Source organism: Bacillus sp. PS196 (genome assembly GCF_037963555.1).
In the GTDB taxonomy this organism is placed as follows: domain Bacteria; phylum Bacillota; class Bacilli; order Bacillales; family Bacillaceae; genus Bacillus; species Bacillus subtilis.
On record NZ_CP150159.1, the window covers coordinates 1,290,716 to 1,306,313 of the forward strand.

General features: G+C 45.3%; 15 protein-coding genes. 12 read left to right on the plus strand and 3 right to left on the minus strand.

Annotation, left to right across the window (positions count from 1 at the left end; all coding sequences use genetic code 11):
* Positions 1-9: 9 nt before the first annotated feature.
* The 9 genes from NST79_RS06845 (at position 10) to NST79_RS06885 (ending at position 10,883) form a co-directional block, all read left to right on the plus strand.
* Positions 10-1,389 carry an MFS transporter gene (locus NST79_RS06845; RefSeq protein ID WP_212059146.1) on the plus strand — a complete coding sequence of 460 codons (1,380 nt, stop codon included), beginning with the start codon at positions 10-12 and terminating at the stop codon, positions 1,387-1,389.
* A gap of 104 nt (positions 1,390-1,493) precedes the next feature.
* Positions 1,494-2,507 carry an ureidoglycolate dehydrogenase gene (gene allD, locus NST79_RS06850; protein WP_116315585.1) on the plus strand — a complete coding sequence of 338 codons (1,014 nt, stop codon included), beginning with the start codon at positions 1,494-1,496 and terminating at the stop codon, positions 2,505-2,507.
* A 5-nt stretch (positions 2,508-2,512) separates the two neighbouring features.
* Positions 2,513-3,532, plus strand: coding sequence for a zinc-binding alcohol dehydrogenase family protein (locus tag NST79_RS06855; RefSeq protein ID WP_003245542.1), 1,020 nt, complete (start codon positions 2,513-2,515; stop codon positions 3,530-3,532).
* A 24-nt stretch (positions 3,533-3,556) separates the two neighbouring features.
* The gene (gene uxuA, locus NST79_RS06860; RefSeq protein WP_212059148.1) at positions 3,557-4,636 is read left to right on the plus strand and encodes a mannonate dehydratase; all 1,080 of its coding nucleotides are present in this window, start codon (positions 3,557-3,559) and stop codon (positions 4,634-4,636) included.
* Positions 4,633-5,469 carry an SDR family oxidoreductase gene (locus NST79_RS06865; protein ID WP_003232752.1) on the plus strand — a complete coding sequence of 279 codons (837 nt, stop codon included), beginning with the start codon at positions 4,633-4,635 and terminating at the stop codon, positions 5,467-5,469. Before uxuA ends, NST79_RS06865 begins: the two co-directional genes overlap by 4 nt.
* Positions 5,470-5,516: 47 nt before the next feature.
* Positions 5,517-6,785, plus strand: coding sequence for an MFS transporter (locus NST79_RS06870; protein ID WP_003245531.1), 1,269 nt, complete (start codon positions 5,517-5,519; stop codon positions 6,783-6,785).
* 87 nt (positions 6,786-6,872) lie between these two features.
* Complete coding sequence (locus NST79_RS06875) at positions 6,873-7,874, plus strand: LacI family DNA-binding transcriptional regulator (RefSeq protein ID WP_003244946.1); 1,002 nt, start codon at positions 6,873-6,875, stop codon at positions 7,872-7,874.
* 76 nt (positions 7,875-7,950) lie between these two features.
* Positions 7,951-9,393, plus strand: a complete 1,443-nt coding sequence (locus NST79_RS06880; protein WP_003245710.1) for a tagaturonate reductase — start codon at positions 7,951-7,953, stop codon at positions 9,391-9,393.
* The gene (locus NST79_RS06885) at positions 9,390-10,883 is read left to right on the plus strand and encodes an altronate dehydratase family protein (protein ID WP_212059150.1); all 1,494 of its coding nucleotides are present in this window, start codon (positions 9,390-9,392) and stop codon (positions 10,881-10,883) included. The genes NST79_RS06880 and NST79_RS06885 overlap by 4 nt, the downstream gene beginning before the upstream one ends.
* Before the next feature lie 38 nt (positions 10,884-10,921).
* On the opposite strand, the gene NST79_RS06890 is transcribed toward NST79_RS06885, so the two are convergent.
* Both NST79_RS06890 and NST79_RS06895 read right to left on the minus strand, forming a co-directional pair.
* Positions 10,922-11,686: a sulfite exporter TauE/SafE family protein gene (locus NST79_RS06890; protein WP_003245643.1), complete on the minus strand. Its 765-nt coding sequence runs from the start codon at positions 11,684-11,686 to the stop codon at positions 10,922-10,924.
* A 224-nt stretch (positions 11,687-11,910) separates the two neighbouring features.
* Positions 11,911-12,375, minus strand: a complete 465-nt coding sequence (locus NST79_RS06895; protein WP_076457809.1) for a DinB family protein — start codon at positions 12,373-12,375, stop codon at positions 11,911-11,913.
* 148 nt (positions 12,376-12,523) lie between these two features.
* Between NST79_RS06895 and yjoB the strand changes: the two genes are divergently transcribed.
* The 3 genes from yjoB to phrA all read left to right on the plus strand — a co-directional run bounded on the left by yjoB (position 12,524) and on the right by phrA (position 15,201).
* Positions 12,524-13,795, plus strand: coding sequence for an AAA family ATPase (yjoB, locus tag NST79_RS06900; protein WP_212059155.1), 1,272 nt, complete (start codon positions 12,524-12,526; stop codon positions 13,793-13,795).
* A gap of 145 nt (positions 13,796-13,940) precedes the next feature.
* Complete coding sequence (rapA, locus tag NST79_RS06905) at positions 13,941-15,077, plus strand: response regulator aspartate phosphatase RapA (protein ID WP_015252291.1); 1,137 nt, start codon at positions 13,941-13,943, stop codon at positions 15,075-15,077.
* On the plus strand, positions 15,067-15,201 hold the full coding sequence (phrA, locus tag NST79_RS06910; protein WP_003245487.1) for a phosphatase RapA inhibitor PhrA: 135 nt from the start codon (positions 15,067-15,069) through the stop codon (positions 15,199-15,201). Before rapA ends, phrA begins: the two co-directional genes overlap by 11 nt.
* A gap of 29 nt (positions 15,202-15,230) precedes the next feature.
* Here phrA and NST79_RS06915 read toward each other — a convergent pair whose 3' ends face one another.
* Positions 15,231-15,488 carry a YciI family protein gene (locus NST79_RS06915; protein WP_024572656.1) on the minus strand — a complete coding sequence of 86 codons (258 nt, stop codon included), beginning with the start codon at positions 15,486-15,488 and terminating at the stop codon, positions 15,231-15,233.
* Positions 15,489-15,598: the final 110 nt, after the last annotated feature.

The following is a 15,598-nucleotide window of genomic DNA, read 5'->3' on the forward strand; positions in this document are numbered from 1 at the left end:
AGGTGGAACATGCGAACTGAACTGGCAAATAAGGTTGTGTCGGTCGAAACGGAAAAAAGGCTTTCATTGAAAGAGAAAATGTCCTATGGTTTTGGTGATTTTGGCAACGGTTTTATGTTTGATCTCGGCCAGATTTATTTATTGAAGTATTTCACTGATGTAGCGGGAATCCCCGCTGCGATGGCCGGCGGCATTTTTTTAGTCAGTAAGCTGTTTGCAGCGATAACAGATCCAATTGTCGGCTCATCAATCGATTATCGCAAAAACATTGGCAAACGGGGGAAATTCAGGCCTTATCTATTAATCGGCAGCATCGTGCTTGCGGTGCTTACTGTTCTTATTTTTCTGTCTCCCAATGTATCAACGACCGGAAAACTGATATATGCATATGCATCCTATATGATTTGGGGCATCGGCTATTCGTTTGTGAATATTCCGTACGGCTCATTAGGGGCAGCGATGACTCAAAATTCTGAGGACCGGACCTCCATTTCGACGTTCCGCCAAATCGGATCACTTGGCGCCTTGTTTATCACAAGTGTGGCCGTGATGCCGCTGCTCGTCAAGTTTGATAATCCGAAGGTCGGCTACCCGGTGGTCATGGGCTTGTTCGCCGCGCTCGGTGTGTTTTGGTTTTATATTTGCTACCGCAACTGCAAAGAGCGCATTATCATATCGGAAGCACCCAAAGAAAAATTAACACTCTCATCTGTCGTCAAAACATTTATTACAAATAAACCGCTGTTAACCCTTGTCCTGATGACGATTTTTTCAATTTCCGCATACAACATTAAATCCGCCATGCTCGTCTATTTCGCACAATATAACTTGGGCAATGTTGAATTAATGGCTTATATGAACTTCATCATTATTGGTTCTTCCTTTTTGGGCGTCGTATTCCTTCCAAAGCTCGTCAAGATGTTTGGAAAGAAACGAACGGCAATGATCGGCTTTGGCATCAGTGTGGCCGCGGATCTGATCAACTTTATGCTTCCATCTAACGTTTATGTGTTTACAATTCTCGCCAGTATCGCCTTTATCGGAATCAGTATCCCAAATGGCATCACGTGGGCTCTTGTCTCCGATATTATCGACTATGGCGAATGGAAATCCGGTGAACGGAAGGAAGCAACGACATATTCACTTTTCAATTTCTCAAGAAAGCTTGCTCAATCTTTGTCTGGCTTTCTCTCGGGGATCGGTTTGGGGATTATCGGCTATGTGCCGAATGCAGTCCAGACAGCACAGGCGCTGATTGGCATCAAAGCGCTGCTTCTTCTGTATCCGGCAATTGCTTTGGCATTAGCGATGATCATTATCGGCTTTCTTTATAAACTCACAGACAAGCAGCATGCTCAGATCGTTCAGGATCTTCATCAAAAGAGCTGACAATATAATATAGAGAATATTTAAAATAATTTGTAAATAAAATGTGTTTGTAGGGGTTTCGCTAGGAGAGTGCCCAAAAAACTGAAAAGGAAGGAGGCACTTGCTTGAAAACGATAACAATTGCATCTGAAGAAGCAAAGGAACTCGTTCGACAAAAGCTGGCCGGTGCCGGTTTGAATGAACGAGATGCTGAAAAAGTAGCAGATGTTCTCGTGCACGCTGATTTGCGCAATGTACATTCGCATGGCGTGCTGCGCACAGAACACTATGTGAACAGGCTTTTAGCGGGAGGGATCAATCCTGGGGCACAGCCTGTTTTTAAAGAAACGGGGCCTGTGACCGGGGTGCTTGACGGAGACGATGGTTTCGGTCATGTGAATTGCGACATGGCGATGGACCATGCAATTGACATGGCGAAGAAAAACGGAGTCGGCATGGTCACGGCCGTAAACAGCAGCCATTGCGGAGCGCTAAGCTATTTTGTGCAAAAAGCGGCTGACAAAAAGCTGATCGGAATGGCAATGACGCATACAGACAGTATCGTTGTCCCGTTTGGGGGGAGGACTCCTTTTTTAGGGACAAATCCGATTGCTTACGGTGTTCCGGCTAAGCATAAAAAACCGTTTATCCTAGATATGGCGACATCCAAAGTGGCTTTTGGGAAGATTCTGCAGGCCCGTGAAGAGGGCAATGAAATTCCTGAAGGATGGGGAGTCGATGAAAACGGAGAAGCAGTAACTGATCCTGACAAGGTCGTCTCACTTTCAACATTCGGCGGCCCGAAAGGCTATGGACTATCGATTGTAGTGGATGTGTTTTCCGGATTGCTGGCGGGCGCGGCTTTTGGTCCTCATATTGCCAAAATGTACAGCGGCCTTGATCAAAAAAGAAAGCTGGGGCATTACGTTTGCGCGATCAATCCAGCCTTTTTTACTGACTGGGATACGTTTTTAGAGCAGATGGATGACATGATTGATGAACTGCAGCAATCACCGCCGGCTGTTGGATTCGAAAGAGTGTATGTGCCCGGCGAGATCGAGCAGCTGCATGAAGAAAGAAATAAGAAAAACGGAATTTCTATCGTCCGGAGCGTGTATGAATTCTTAAAAAGCAGGTGAGAAAAATGAAAGCGGTTCAAGTGCGAAAAGCGTATGATCTGGTGACAGCGGAGGTGAAGAAGCCAGTTCTTTCAAAGGATGATGAAGTGCTCGTGAAAGTCAAGCGAGTCGGCATTTGCGGTTCAGACATGCACATTTATCATGGAACGAATCCGCTCGCTACCCTCCCGAGAGTCATCGGACACGAGGTAACGGGACAAGTGGAGGCAGTTGGTGCGAATGTACAGAGCCTAAAACCCGGTGATCATGTGGTGATTGAGCCGATTTCTTATTGCGGATCGTGCTATGCCTGCCGCAAAGGGCGGCCGAATGTTTGCGCCAAGCTTTCTGTATTTGGCGTACATGAGGACGGAGGCATGCGGGAATATATTGTGCTTCCGGAAAGACAGCTTCACGCGGTCTCAAAGGACTTGCCTTGGGAGGAAGCAGTCATGGCCGAGCCTTATACGATAGGCGCCCAGGCAGTGTGGAGAGGCCAGGTGGAAAAAGGTGATACCGTCCTGATCCAGGGAGCGGGGCCCATCGGGATCTGTGTGTTAAAAATGGCAAAACTGGCGGGCGCTGCTGTCATGATGACTGACTTGAACAACGAGCGGCTGGCATTTGCGAAAGAAAACGGCGCCGATGCTGTTGTAAATGTCCAAGCAGAACATGTTGCCGAGCGGGTCCTTGAATGGACTGGGAATGAAGGAGCAAACGTGGTCATTGATGCTGTTTGCCTGCCGGAGACTTTTGCACTTTCAATTGAGGCTGTGTCACCGGCGGGACATGTGGTTGTGCTTGGATTTGATGAAAGAGCGGCTCAGATTTCTCAGCTGCCAATTACAAAAAAAGAAGTCACGATAACCGGATCCCGATTGCAGACCAATCAGTTTCCAAAAGTGGTAGAGCTTTTGAATGGAGGCCGGTTAATGCATAACGGGCTGGTGACCCATACATTTTCAGTTGATGACGTTCATCATGCATTTCAGTTTATTAAGGAGCATCCAGATCAGGTGCGGAAAGCCGTCATCACGTTTGATTAAATGACTGAATCCGGAGGTGCGAGCATGAATATGACATTCCGATGGTATGGACGAGGCAACGATACAGTCACACTTGAACACGTGAAGCAAATTCCCGGTGTCAAAGGCATCGTTTGGTCTCTCCATCAAAAGCCCGTCGGCGACGTGTGGGAAAAAGAAGAAATCAGAGCCGAGACTGAATATATTCAATCCTATGGTTTTCATGCTGAAGTTGTAGAAAGCGTGAATGTTCACGAAGCGATTAAACTTGGGAACGAAGAACGCGGCCGGTATATTGAAAACTACAAGCAAACGATCCGCAACCTTGCCGGATTTGGCGTGAAAGTGATCTGCTATAATTTTATGCCGGTTTTTGATTGGACACGCACGGACATGTTCCGGCCGCTAGAAGATGGATCGACCGCTCTGTTTTTTGAAAAGGCCAAGGTGGAAAGCCTTGATCCTCAAGAGCTGATTCGGACGGTGGAGGAAGCATCCGACATGACACTGCCGGGGTGGGAGCCCGAAAAATTGGCTCGGATCAAAGAGCTTTTTGCTGCCTACAGAACGGTCGATGAAGAAAAGCTATGGGACAATTTATCATTCTTTTTGCAGGAAATTCTTCCTGTTGCTGAGGCCTATGGTGTTCAAATGGCCATTCATCCGGATGACCCGCCGTGGCCGATTTTCGGACTGCCGCGCATTATCACAGGAGAGGCAAGCTATAAGAAGCTGCGGGCGATATCAGATTCACCGTCTAATTGTATCACCTTTTGTACAGGTTCAATGGGAGCCAATCCCGCTAACGACATGGTGGAGATCGCTAAAACGTATGCCGGCATCGCTCCATTTTCACATATTCGCAATGTGAAAATTTATGAGAATGGCGATTTTATTGAAACATCTCATTTAACAAAGGATGGTTCGATCAACATTCAAGGCGTGATGGAAGAACTGCATAAGCAGGATTACGAAGGATATGTCAGACCGGATCATGGGCGCCATCTTTGGGGCGAGCAATGCCGCCCGGGATATGGCTTATACGATCGGGCACTTGGCATCATGTATTTGAACGGGCTGTGGGACGCCTATGAAGCAATGGCAAAAAAAGAGGTGGGCGTATGATCCCGCTGCATGAGAACCTGACTGGTAAAACGGCTGTCATCACTGGCGGCAGCGGCGTGCTTTGCTCTGCGATGGCACGGGAGCTAGCCCGTCATGGCATGAAGGTGGCGATATTGAATCGGACGGCTGAAAAAGGCCAAGCGGTCGTGAAGGAGATAACGGCGGCTGGCGGCACAGCGTGCGCTGTTGCTGCGGATGTGCTGGACAGGATGTCACTGGAGCGGGCAAAGGAAGACATCCTTGGCCAATTTGGCGCTGTTGATCTGTTAATTAACGGGGCTGGCGGCAATCATCCTGACGCGATAACCGATGTGGAGACATATGAAGAAGCGGGAGAAGGCCAATCCTTTTTTGATATGGATGAGAGGGGCTTTCTAACTGTATTCTCCACCAATTTCACCGGTGCGTTTCTGGCCTCGCAAGTGTTTGGTAAAGAACTGCTGAAGGCGGATTCACCCGCGATCATCAACCTTTCTTCCATGAGTGCTTATTCACCTATGACGAAGGTTCCGGCATACAGTGCTGCGAAAGCATCCATCAATAATTTTACGATGTGGATGGCTGTTCATTTTGCCGAAACCGGGCTGCGGGTCAATGCGATTGCCCCAGGCTTCTTTCTGACAAAACAAAATCATGATCTGCTGATCAACCAAGACGGAACGTTCACCAGCCGATCTCACAAAATTATTGCGGGAACACCGATGAAGCGCTTCGGAAAACCGGAGGATTTGCTCGGTACGCTCCTTTGGCTGGCGGATGAATCCTATTCCGGTTTTGTCACTGGGATCACCGTTCCTGTCGATGGAGGATTTATGGCTTATTCAGGTGTGTAACGAAAGCGGTGCAACAGAAACTGAACCAACATAGGGGTGAGGTTGAGATGTTTTCAAAAGATAAGCTTCCCGTTATCCTTTTTTTGTTCCTGGCAGGGGTGATTAATTACCTGGATCGCTCGGCGCTTTCCATTGCAGCTCCTTTTATTCAGGATGATCTCACATTGTCTGCCACACAAATGGGCTTGATTTTCAGCAGTTTTTCGATAGGTTATGCCATTTTTAATTTTCTTGGGGGCGTGGCATCCGACCGCTATGGGGCAAAGCTGACCTTGTTTGTCGCGATGGTTGTTTGGTCGCTGTTTAGCGGAGCAGTCGCCCTCGCTTTTGGCTTTGTCAGCCTGCTGATTATACGCATTCTCTTCGGAATGGGAGAAGGCCCGCTTTCGGCGACCATCAACAAGATGGTGAACAACTGGTTCCCGCCGACCCAGCGGGCGTCCGTTATCGGTGTAACCAACAGCGGCACGCCCCTCGGGGGAGCCATTTCCGGCCCGATAGTCGGCATGATCGCAGTGGCGTTCAGCTGGAAGGTATCCTTCGTTCTCATTATGATTATTGGATTGATATGGGCAGTGCTCTGGTTCAAGTTTGTCAAAGAAAAGCCGCAAGAGACGATCAAGGAAGCACCGGCAATAAAAGCAGAAACGTCTCCCGGAGAAAAAATTCCGCTCACCTTTTACCTGAAGCAAAAAACAGTCCTGTTCACGGCGTTCGCTTTTTTCGCTTACAACTACATCCTCTTCTTCTTTTTGACATGGTTTCCGAGCTATCTTGTCGACGAGCGGGGATTAAGTGTTGAATCGATGAGTGTCATCACGGTCATACCGTGGATTTTAGGATTTATCGGGCTGGCTGCGGGGGGATTTGTTTCTGACTATGTGTACAAAAAAACGGCCCGAAAAGGTGTGCTGTTCTCGCGCAAGGTTGTGCTTGTCACGTGTTTGTTTTCATCAGCTGTCCTGATTGGTTTTGCCGGGCTTGTGGCAACGACTGCGGGGGCTGTCACTCTTGTCGCTCTGTCAGTGTTCTTTCTTTATTTGACCGGTGCTATCTATTGGGCTGTCATTCAAGATGTGGTTGATCAAAACAATGTCGGTTCTGTTGGCGGCTTCATGCATTTCCTCGCCAACACGGCAGGAATTATCGGCCCGGCTTTAACCGGATTTATTGTTGACCAAACAGGCACGTTTTCTGGAGCATTTTTGCTTGCCGGTGGGCTGGCTGTCTTCGCTTCACTTGCTGTGATTCGTTTTGTCCGTCCAATCATTGGTAAGCCAGCGGGAACAGAAGCTGAGAATCCTGTGTCTTATTAATCTGGAAATATAGTGGGAGAGGCGGTATGTTTGATGATACAATATACAGTAAATAATCGCAGCCGGTATGATAAGGAAGGGAATTAGATGGTAACCATAAAAGATATCGCAAAACTCGCAAACGTATCCCACACTACTGTTTCCAGAGCACTCAACAACAGCCCTTACATCAAAGAACATACGAAGAAAAAAATATTAGAGCTAGCAGAGCAGCTCAACTATACACCAAATGTAAATGCGAAAAGTCTGGCGATGCAAAAGTCGCATACGATCGGGCTATTCTTTACAAGCATTACAAACGGAACCTCACACAGCTTCTTTGCAGACACTATCAAAGGCGTCAATCAAGCCATAAGTGAGGATTACAATCTGTATGTGCGCGGCATTGATGATCTGAAAAACTATGACTCCGTTACACCGATGAGATATGACGGCATCATTTTAATGAGCCAAAGTGACATTGATAATTCTTTTATTTACCATATTCGCGAAAAAAACATTCCGCTTGTCGTGCTGAATCGTGATATTGATGATCGTACCATCACGAATATTTTGTCCAATGACAAGGAAGGCTCTCAAGAAGCTGTAGAATACTTCATTCAGTCCGGACATCAAGACATCGCCATCATCGAGGGGATCGAAGGCTTTAAATCCTCCCAGCAGCGAAAGGAAGGGTACTTATCCGCACTGATTCAACATCATATTCCGATCAAGCATGAATACAGTGTCAAAGGACAGTACGATATGGAAAGCGGCTTTCAAGCGATGGAGCGGCTGCTGGCACTGCCGAATCCTCCAACCGCTGTTTTTTGTTCGAATGATGACATGGCAATCGGAGCGATGAATGCGATATTCGCAAAGGGCCTGCGCGTTCCTGATGATATTTCGGTGATCGGGTTTGATGATATTGGGTTTTCACAGTACATCACGCCAAGGCTTTCAACAGTAAAGCGCCCAGTGGAGAAAATAAGCGTGCTCGGTGCGCAAAAACTCTTGTCGCTGATCAGCGAGCCCGAAACAAAAGCAGAAAAAATCTTGGAAAACACAGAATTTATGGTGCGTGATTCAGTCAGACGATTGACGACGTGATGTCCCGTTTTTCAGCGGGCATTCTTTATACAGAAAAATGTTAACGTGTGCATAAAGTGAGAGGGAGGCAATAAGGGTGCAGAAGCTGAATAAAAATGTGTACGATCACTATACTCAGTATCCAGAAAAAATTCTCCAATTCGGAGAAGGAAACTTTCTTCGGGGATTTATCGATTGGCAGATTGATCAATTGAATCAACACACTGATTTTAATGGGAGCGTGGCAGTTGTCCAGCCAAGAGGCTCAGAAAAAATCAAACGATTAAATGAGCAAGATGGATTATATACACTTTTTTTACAAGGAATGAAAGACGGAGAAGCGGTAAACGAGCATATGATTATCAACTCAATCAGCCGGGGAATTGACCTGTTTTCTGATTATGAAGCATACAAAGAATTGGCATCAAGCGAAAGGCTTCGGTTTATTATCTCCAACACCACTGAGGCTGGGATTGTATGTGATGAAAAAGATCGTTTAGAGGATAGGCCGCAAAAAACATTCCCTGGGAAATTAACTGCATTTCTTTACTTTCGCTATCAGGCTTTTAAAGGAGATCAGACAAAAGGGTGTGTCCTGATCCCATGTGAACTGATCGAGAATAACGGTGAAAAGCTGAGGGAAACGGTTCTTCATTATGCACATCTGTGGAAGCTGGAGGAAGGATTTACACAGTGGATTCATGAGGCCAATACATTTTGTAATAGTTTAGTAGACCGGATTGTTCCGGGTTTTCCCGTCGACAGCATTGATGAGATCACGGCAGATCTTGGCTATCAGGATGATTTGATAGTTGTGGGAGAGCAATATTATTTGTGGGTTATCGAGGGGCCTGATTGGATTGGAAAAGAACTTCCCTTTGCGGCTGCAGGGCTGCATACAAAGATCGTCAGCGACCTCACCCCATACCGGACTAAAAAAGTAAGAATTTTAAATGGCGCTCATACAGCAATGACGCCAGTGGCTTTATTATACGGCTTGAAGACTGTTAGGGATGCAGTCGAGCATCCGGAAGTGGGGCGATTTATAAGAGAGCTGATTGATGACGAAATTCTTCCTGTTTTAAAAATGGAAGGTCTTTCTCAGTATGCTGACGATGTGCTGAACCGTTTTAAAAACCCGTATATTAAGCATTACCTGGAAAGCATTGCATTGAACGCCATTTCCAAATTCAAAACGAGAAACCTGCCGACTCTTAAGGAATATGCTGAACAAAAGGGACAGCTTCCTGAACGCTTGGTGTTTTCTTTCAGCGCTCTTCTGTATTTTTATCATGATAACGAGACATTGCAGGATGATCCGGCAGTTCTTCAATTTTTCAAAGAGGTTTGGTGTCAGGAGGATGGCGACATGCTTCGGATTGCATCAAGAGTGTTAGGCGAACAGCGGCTGTGGGGGGCAGATCTCAATGAGATACCGAAGCTGACTGATAGAGTCGCTGTTTACTTGAATCATATTCATGAGCTGGGCATGCAGAGGGCTCTTGAACAATACTGCATACAAGGGGGAGAGGTACGTTGAAGTCGTTTATAAAGATTCATAAGCAAGATAATGTCCTTCTTGCTCTGCGGGATATTCAAAAGGGAGAGAGGCTGCATGCTTACGGCGTGTCGCTTGAAGTAAAGGATGATATAAAAAGAGGCCACAAGATTGCATTGCAGCTTATTAAAGAAAATGACAGCATCATCAAGTACGGGTTTCCAATTGGGCATGCATCACAAGATATCTCGATCGGAGAGCATATTCATGTCCATAATACGAAAACAAACCTGTCTGATATCCAATCATACAGCTATACACCGAGATTTGATGAAAATCCGTATTCTAATGAGAACCGGACGTTTAAAGGTTTTAGAAGAGAAAACGGAGATGCGGGTGTACGGAATGAATTGTGGATTGTCCCAACTGTCGGCTGTGTCAATGGAATAGCAGAAAAAATGCTGCAGCGTTTTGTCAGAGAAACAGGGGATATTGCTCCATTTGATAACGTACTGGTGTTAAAGCATCAATACGGATGCTCGCAGCTTGGCGACGATCATGAAAATACGAAGCAGATCCTGCTGAATGCCATTCGCCATCCAAATGCCGGCGGCGTCTTGGTGTTAGGGCTTGGCTGTGAAAACAATGAGCTGGCAAGAATGAAGGAAGCACTGCAAGATGTGAACTTGAAGCGGGTGAAGTTTCTGGAATCCCAGTCGGTGACCGACGAAATGGAGGCAGGCGTTGCTTTGCTGAAGGAAATTCATGAAGCGGCCAAAGGAGATAAGAGAGAAGACATTCCGCTGTCTGAACTGAAGATCGGGCTGAAATGCGGAGGTTCGGACGGTTTTTCCGGCATAACCGCAAACCCGCTGCTTGGACGTTTTTCAGATTATCTCATTGCACAGGGAGGGAGTACTGTGCTGACGGAAGTACCGGAAATGTTCGGCGCAGAAACCATCCTGATCCAGCGGGCTGCCAATGAAGAAGTGTTTCATAAGATAGTCGATTTAATCAATGATTTCAAACAATACTTTATTAAACATGATCAGCCGGTGTACGAAAATCCTTCACCGGGCAACAAAGCGGGCGGCATTTCTACACTTGAGGATAAATCCCTGGGCTGTACGCAAAAAGCGGGGATTTCTCCTGTCACGGATGTCTTGAAATACGGGGAAGTGCTCAAGACAAAAGGGCTGACGCTTTTGAGCGCGCCAGGCAATGATTTGATCGCCTCCTCCGCATTGGCGGCTGCCGGCTGCCAAATTGTCCTCTTTACAACGGGGAGAGGCACGCCGTTTGGCACCTTTGTCCCGACGGTGAAAGTAGCGACAAACACCGAGCTGTATGAAGCGAAGCCGCATTGGATTGATTTTAACGCAGGCCTTTTAGCAGAGGATGATGTTCATGAGGAATATGTGCTGCGTGAGTTTATCCATTATATGGTTGAGGTGGCAAGCGGCCAGCTTGTGAACCATGAAAAAAATGATTTCAGAGAACTCGCCATTTTTAAATCGGGTGTGACGCTATAATAAGAAAAGGCTATCCTTCAAGCGGATAGCCTTCTTCATTAAATCAATTTTAAACCGCTGACTAAAATAATGGACGCCATAATAAATTGCAGCGGACGCGGGGAGAATCGAGGCGAAAGATGGCTCCCGATCAGTACGCCGGGAATTGAACCGAGGAGCAGATTAGCTGCCAGCATGTAATCCACGCTTCCGAAGCTTGCGTTCAAAATGCCTGCTGCCGTAACAAGAAGAAATGCATGCGCGATATCGGTTCCGACAATCTGTGACGCTTTCATGTTAAATAAGTAAATCATGGCAATTGCAAATAATGAGCCGGAACCGATTGATGTTAATCCGACGATAAACCCAAACACAACACCAATAAGAATTGTCAGCGCCCGCTTATTTTCAAGCGGCATCAGCTGCCAGCGGTTGGGACGAAGTTTTCTATCCAAAAACAAACGAACGATGATTGAAATGGCAACCAGCGTTAACACATATCCTAGAGCGTGCTTAATAATTTCTTCCTGATGCTGGTGAAAGGCGGGGAACAAATGCAATATGCCAATGGCTAGCGAAGCACTCGGAATACTGCCGATGGCTAAGTATTTTACCAATTTAAAGTTAATCGTTTTCTGCCGCCAATGGGAGGCAACGCCAAACAGCTTTGTGATCGAGTTATATACAAGATCTGTACCGACCGCGATGGAAGGATTAATTCCAAGCACAATTAAAAGGGGAGTTAATAAGGCCGCTCCACCCACTCCCGTCAATCCGACTAAGGCTCCGACAAACAAACCCATCAATATGATGCTTACACTCATGATAAAGGCCTCCTGAAAACCCGACTATTTTTATCAGATTATATATGATTAGGACGCGTTAATCAATTAAATTTTTTGAATTTTTGCACGTTAGCTGCTTGAAATTTTGGTATGCTCAATATCTCTATTCATTTGCCCTATAATGAGTGTCTGGACGAAATCGAGAAGTACTAAAGGCACAAAAAAAAGATACCTCTTAACAGGTATCTTTTTTCTTGTTTACGCTACATGCGCTGCTGATAGAAAGGAAGCTCAGTGTGGCCCATTTCCCGCACATACACGAACAGGTTGCCTTTATGGTGAATTTCATGCTCCATTGCAAGCTGAAGCAGCGCGCGGCCTGTGACTTTTCTGCCGAAAGCGGATGTCAGATCAATTTCTCTGTCCAGCTGCTCTTCAGTCAGCTGTTCAAGGATAGCGACCGTTTTTTCTGTATATGTTTTTGCCAGAACATTGAGATCTGTTTCTGTTTCCACCTGCTTGTTTTGAAATGGTGAGGCATTGCCTTCCTTAATGACATTTGCGAACAAGTGGAAAGACGTAAGAATGTGTTTGACCAGCTCTTCTGCTGACATTGATGTTTCTGCCGGTTTGTAGCTGTAGTGGTCTTTGCTGATTTTTTCGGCAAGCTCATTGGTCACGTTTCGATGGGATAAAAAATGGCTGACAATTTGATTGGATTGGCTCATTATGATCTCCTCCATATGTAAAAATAAATGGTGCAATGAAATCCTATATCAACGGTTATGAATTCACAAGTAATATGCTGTGGGATGAAACAAAATGCTATGTCAATCGTATATATAACGTTCACAAAACATGAAATGGAGTATAAACATGACTAACATACCTTTCATTTATCAGTACGAAGAAAAAGAGAATGAAAGAGCTGCGGCGGGCTACGGCACTTTCGGTTACCTTATCACACGGATTGAAGAAACGCTTTATGATCAATACGGTGTATTCTATGAGCTCTATGCCAGTGATGATCCAAATACGGAATACTGGGAGCTTCTTGTAGAAGATGTCCGCAGCGGTTCATTGGAGCCTGAGCATGTGGCATATATATTTGAAAAGCTTGAAAAGAAAACCTTTGCTTACGATGAAGATGAGAAAGAACCGGATTATACCGTCCATAAGTCTATAAGAAACAGTGTATACGCGTATCCTGAAAAGGGAGTTGCTTTTGCCAGAATTCCATATTTTCAAGATGGGAGCATTATGAGTTTTGATTGTCTGTTTGCGGTTAACGATGAAAAGATGCGTGCATTTCTGGAGGGAGTCAGACCGCGTCTTTGGGAAAAAAGCAAGCGGAAAGTGACCGTGTTTACGGATGGAGATGGAGGGACTTCAAGAGAGCAGGAAGCTATTGTCAGAGAGGTTCAGCGGAGTCATGTCATCATGAATCCGCTATTGAAAAAAGAGATATACAGATCAATTGATCAGTTTTTTCATAGTGATAAATCGTTTTATCAAACATATGACATCCCTTATAAGCGCGGCATTCTGTTATATGGACCTCCTGGAAACGGAAAGACGACGTTAGTGAAGTCGATCGCAGGCAGTATCGATGCACCTGTTGCTTATTGGCAAATTACTGAATTTACGTCGAGCGAGACAATAGAAGAAGTCTTTCAGGCAGCGAGACGCCTCGCTCCTGCAGTTCTGGTCATCGAGGATATAGATTCGATGCCGGAAGATGTGCGGTCCTTTTTTCTCAATACGCTGGACGGCGCGACATCAAAAGAGGGGCTATTTCTCATCGGTACGACAAACTATCCCGAAGAGATCGATCCAGGTTTGATGAATCGTGCAGGGCGATTTGACCGTGCCTATGAAATCGGGCTTCCGGATGAAGAGCTGCGGCTGGAATATATGAAAATGAGAGGCTTTGGCATCTTTTTGAGTGAAGGAGAAATAAAAAACGCCGCAAAACTTACAGAAGGCTTTTCCTTTGCACAGCTGGGAGAATTATATGTATCTTCAGCCCTTCAATGGCACCAAGAAGGGAATCATCATATTGAAACCATGGTGAAAGACATGACAGGAGAGCAAAGAAAAAGCCAGCGGGGAAGCTGGATGGAAAGAAACAAAGTCGGTTTTCACTAAAAGAAAGCACGGGTGTTTGAAAAACCCGTGCTTTTTTGTTGCGGTTAGCCGAAATTCGACAATTGCGGTTATTTTGCGTTCTTCTTTTTCTTGCAAATATGATAAAATATGACATATCTCGGGTAATTCAAAAAGGGGGGATTAATTGAGGATGAAGCAGACGATTCCGTCCTCTTATGTCGGGCTTAAAATTAATGAATGGTATACTCATATCCGGCAGTTCCACGTCGCTGAAGCCGAACGGGTCAAGCTCGAAGTAGAAAGAGAAATTGAGGATATGGAAGAAGACCAAGATTTGCTGCTGTATTATTCTTTAATGGAGTTCAGGCACCGTGTCATGCTGGATTACATTAAGCCTTTTGGAGAGGACACGTCGCAGCTAGAGTTTTCAGAATTGTTAGAAGACATCGAAGGGAATCAGTACAAGCTGACAGGGCTTCTCGAATATTACTTTAACTTTTTTCGAGGAATGTATGAATTTAAGCAGAAGATGTTTGTCAGTGCCATGATGTATTATAAACGGGCAGAAAAGAATCTTGCCCTCGTCTCGGATGATATTGAGAAAGCAGAGTTTGCTTTTAAAATGGCTGAGATTTTTTACAATTTAAAACAAACCTATGTTTCGATGAGCTACGCCGTTCAGGCATTAGAAACATACCAAATGTATGAAACGTACACCGTCCGCAGAATCCAATGTGAATTCGTTATTGCAGGTAATTATGATGATATGCAGTATCCAGAAAGAGCATTGCCCCACTTAGAACTGGCTTTAGATCTTGCAAAGAAAGAAGGCAATCCCCGCCTGATCAGTTCCGCCCTATATAATCTCGGAAACTGCTATGAGAAAATGGGTGAACTGCAAAAGGCAGCCGAATACTTTGAGAAATCTGTTTCTATTTGCAAGTCGGAAAAGTTCGATAATCTTCCGCATTCTATCTACTCTTTAACACAAGTTCTGTATAAACAAAAAAATGACGCCGAAGCGCAAAAAAAGTATCGTGAAGGATTGGAAATCGCCCGTCAATACAGTGATGAATTATTTGTGGAGCTTTTTCAATTTTTACATGCGTTATACGGAAAAAACATTGACACAGAATCGGTCTCACACACCTTTCAATTTCTTGAAGAACATATGCTGTATCCTTATATTGAAGAGCTGGCGCATGATGCTGCCCAATTCTATATAGAAAACGGACAGCCCGAAAAAGCACTTTCATTTTATGAGAAAATGGTGCACGCACAAAAACAAATCCAGAGAGGAGATTGTTTATATGAAATCTAAATGGATGTCAGGTTTGTTGCTCGTTGCGGTCGGGTTCAGCTTTACTCAGGTGATGGTTCATGCAGGTGAAACAGCAAACACAGAAGGGAAAACATTTCATATTGCGGCACGCAATCAAACATGATGCATAAAAAAGACCCTTAGGGGTCTTTTTTATTTCTTCAGCTTCCATTCTTTTATCGTCAGCTCAGAAGATCCACTTGCCACCAGCGGATCCGCATGCCCGATTTCCGCTGCCTCTTCCAGTGAACCTGCTTCGATGACATACGCTCCGCCTGTGGCGTCGCTGAATGGCCCAAACATTTTTAAACGCTTTTCTGCCTGTAAACGATCCAGAAATTCATAGTGCCCAGCAACATGCTCCTGATTAAATTTCTCCGTTCTCATTGTCAGCATTAAATATGTATACATATTCAGACCCTCCATGAACTTCAGTTTAACACATTTATCCATATTACGGTGATAGATGATATGAGCTTTTCGTCCTACGAATGCCACCTATTTATGAAAAAAGAAAAGGA

What these genes read in the sequence shown, in the direction of transcription:
- NST79_RS06845 (WP_212059146.1), top strand. Translation starts at nt 10, where the DNA reads ATGCGAACTGAACTGGCAAATAAGGTTGTGTCGGTCGAAACGGAAAAA.
- NST79_RS06855 (WP_003245542.1), top strand. Translation starts at nt 2,513, where the DNA reads ATGAAAGCGGTTCAAGTGCGAAAAGCGTATGATCTGGTGACAGCGGAG.
- uxuA (WP_212059148.1), top strand. Translation starts at nt 3,557, where the DNA reads ATGAATATGACATTCCGATGGTATGGACGAGGCAACGATACAGTCACA.
- NST79_RS06865 (WP_003232752.1), top strand. Translation starts at nt 4,633, where the DNA reads ATGATCCCGCTGCATGAGAACCTGACTGGTAAAACGGCTGTCATCACT.
- NST79_RS06870 (WP_003245531.1), top strand. Translation starts at nt 5,517, where the DNA reads ATGTTTTCAAAAGATAAGCTTCCCGTTATCCTTTTTTTGTTCCTGGCA.
- NST79_RS06875 (WP_003244946.1), top strand. Translation starts at nt 6,873, where the DNA reads ATGGTAACCATAAAAGATATCGCAAAACTCGCAAACGTATCCCACACT.
- NST79_RS06890 (WP_003245643.1), bottom strand. Translation starts at nt 11,686, where the DNA reads ATGAGTGTAAGCATCATATTGATGGGTTTGTTTGTCGGAGCCTTAGTC.
- NST79_RS06895 (WP_076457809.1), bottom strand. Translation starts at nt 12,375, where the DNA reads ATGAGCCAATCCAATCAAATTGTCAGCCATTTTTTATCCCATCGAAAC.
- yjoB (WP_212059155.1), top strand. Translation starts at nt 12,524, where the DNA reads ATGACTAACATACCTTTCATTTATCAGTACGAAGAAAAAGAGAATGAA.
- phrA (WP_003245487.1), top strand. Translation starts at nt 15,067, where the DNA reads ATGAAATCTAAATGGATGTCAGGTTTGTTGCTCGTTGCGGTCGGGTTC.
- NST79_RS06915 (WP_024572656.1), bottom strand. Translation starts at nt 15,488, where the DNA reads ATGTATACATATTTAATGCTGACAATGAGAACGGAGAAATTTAATCAG.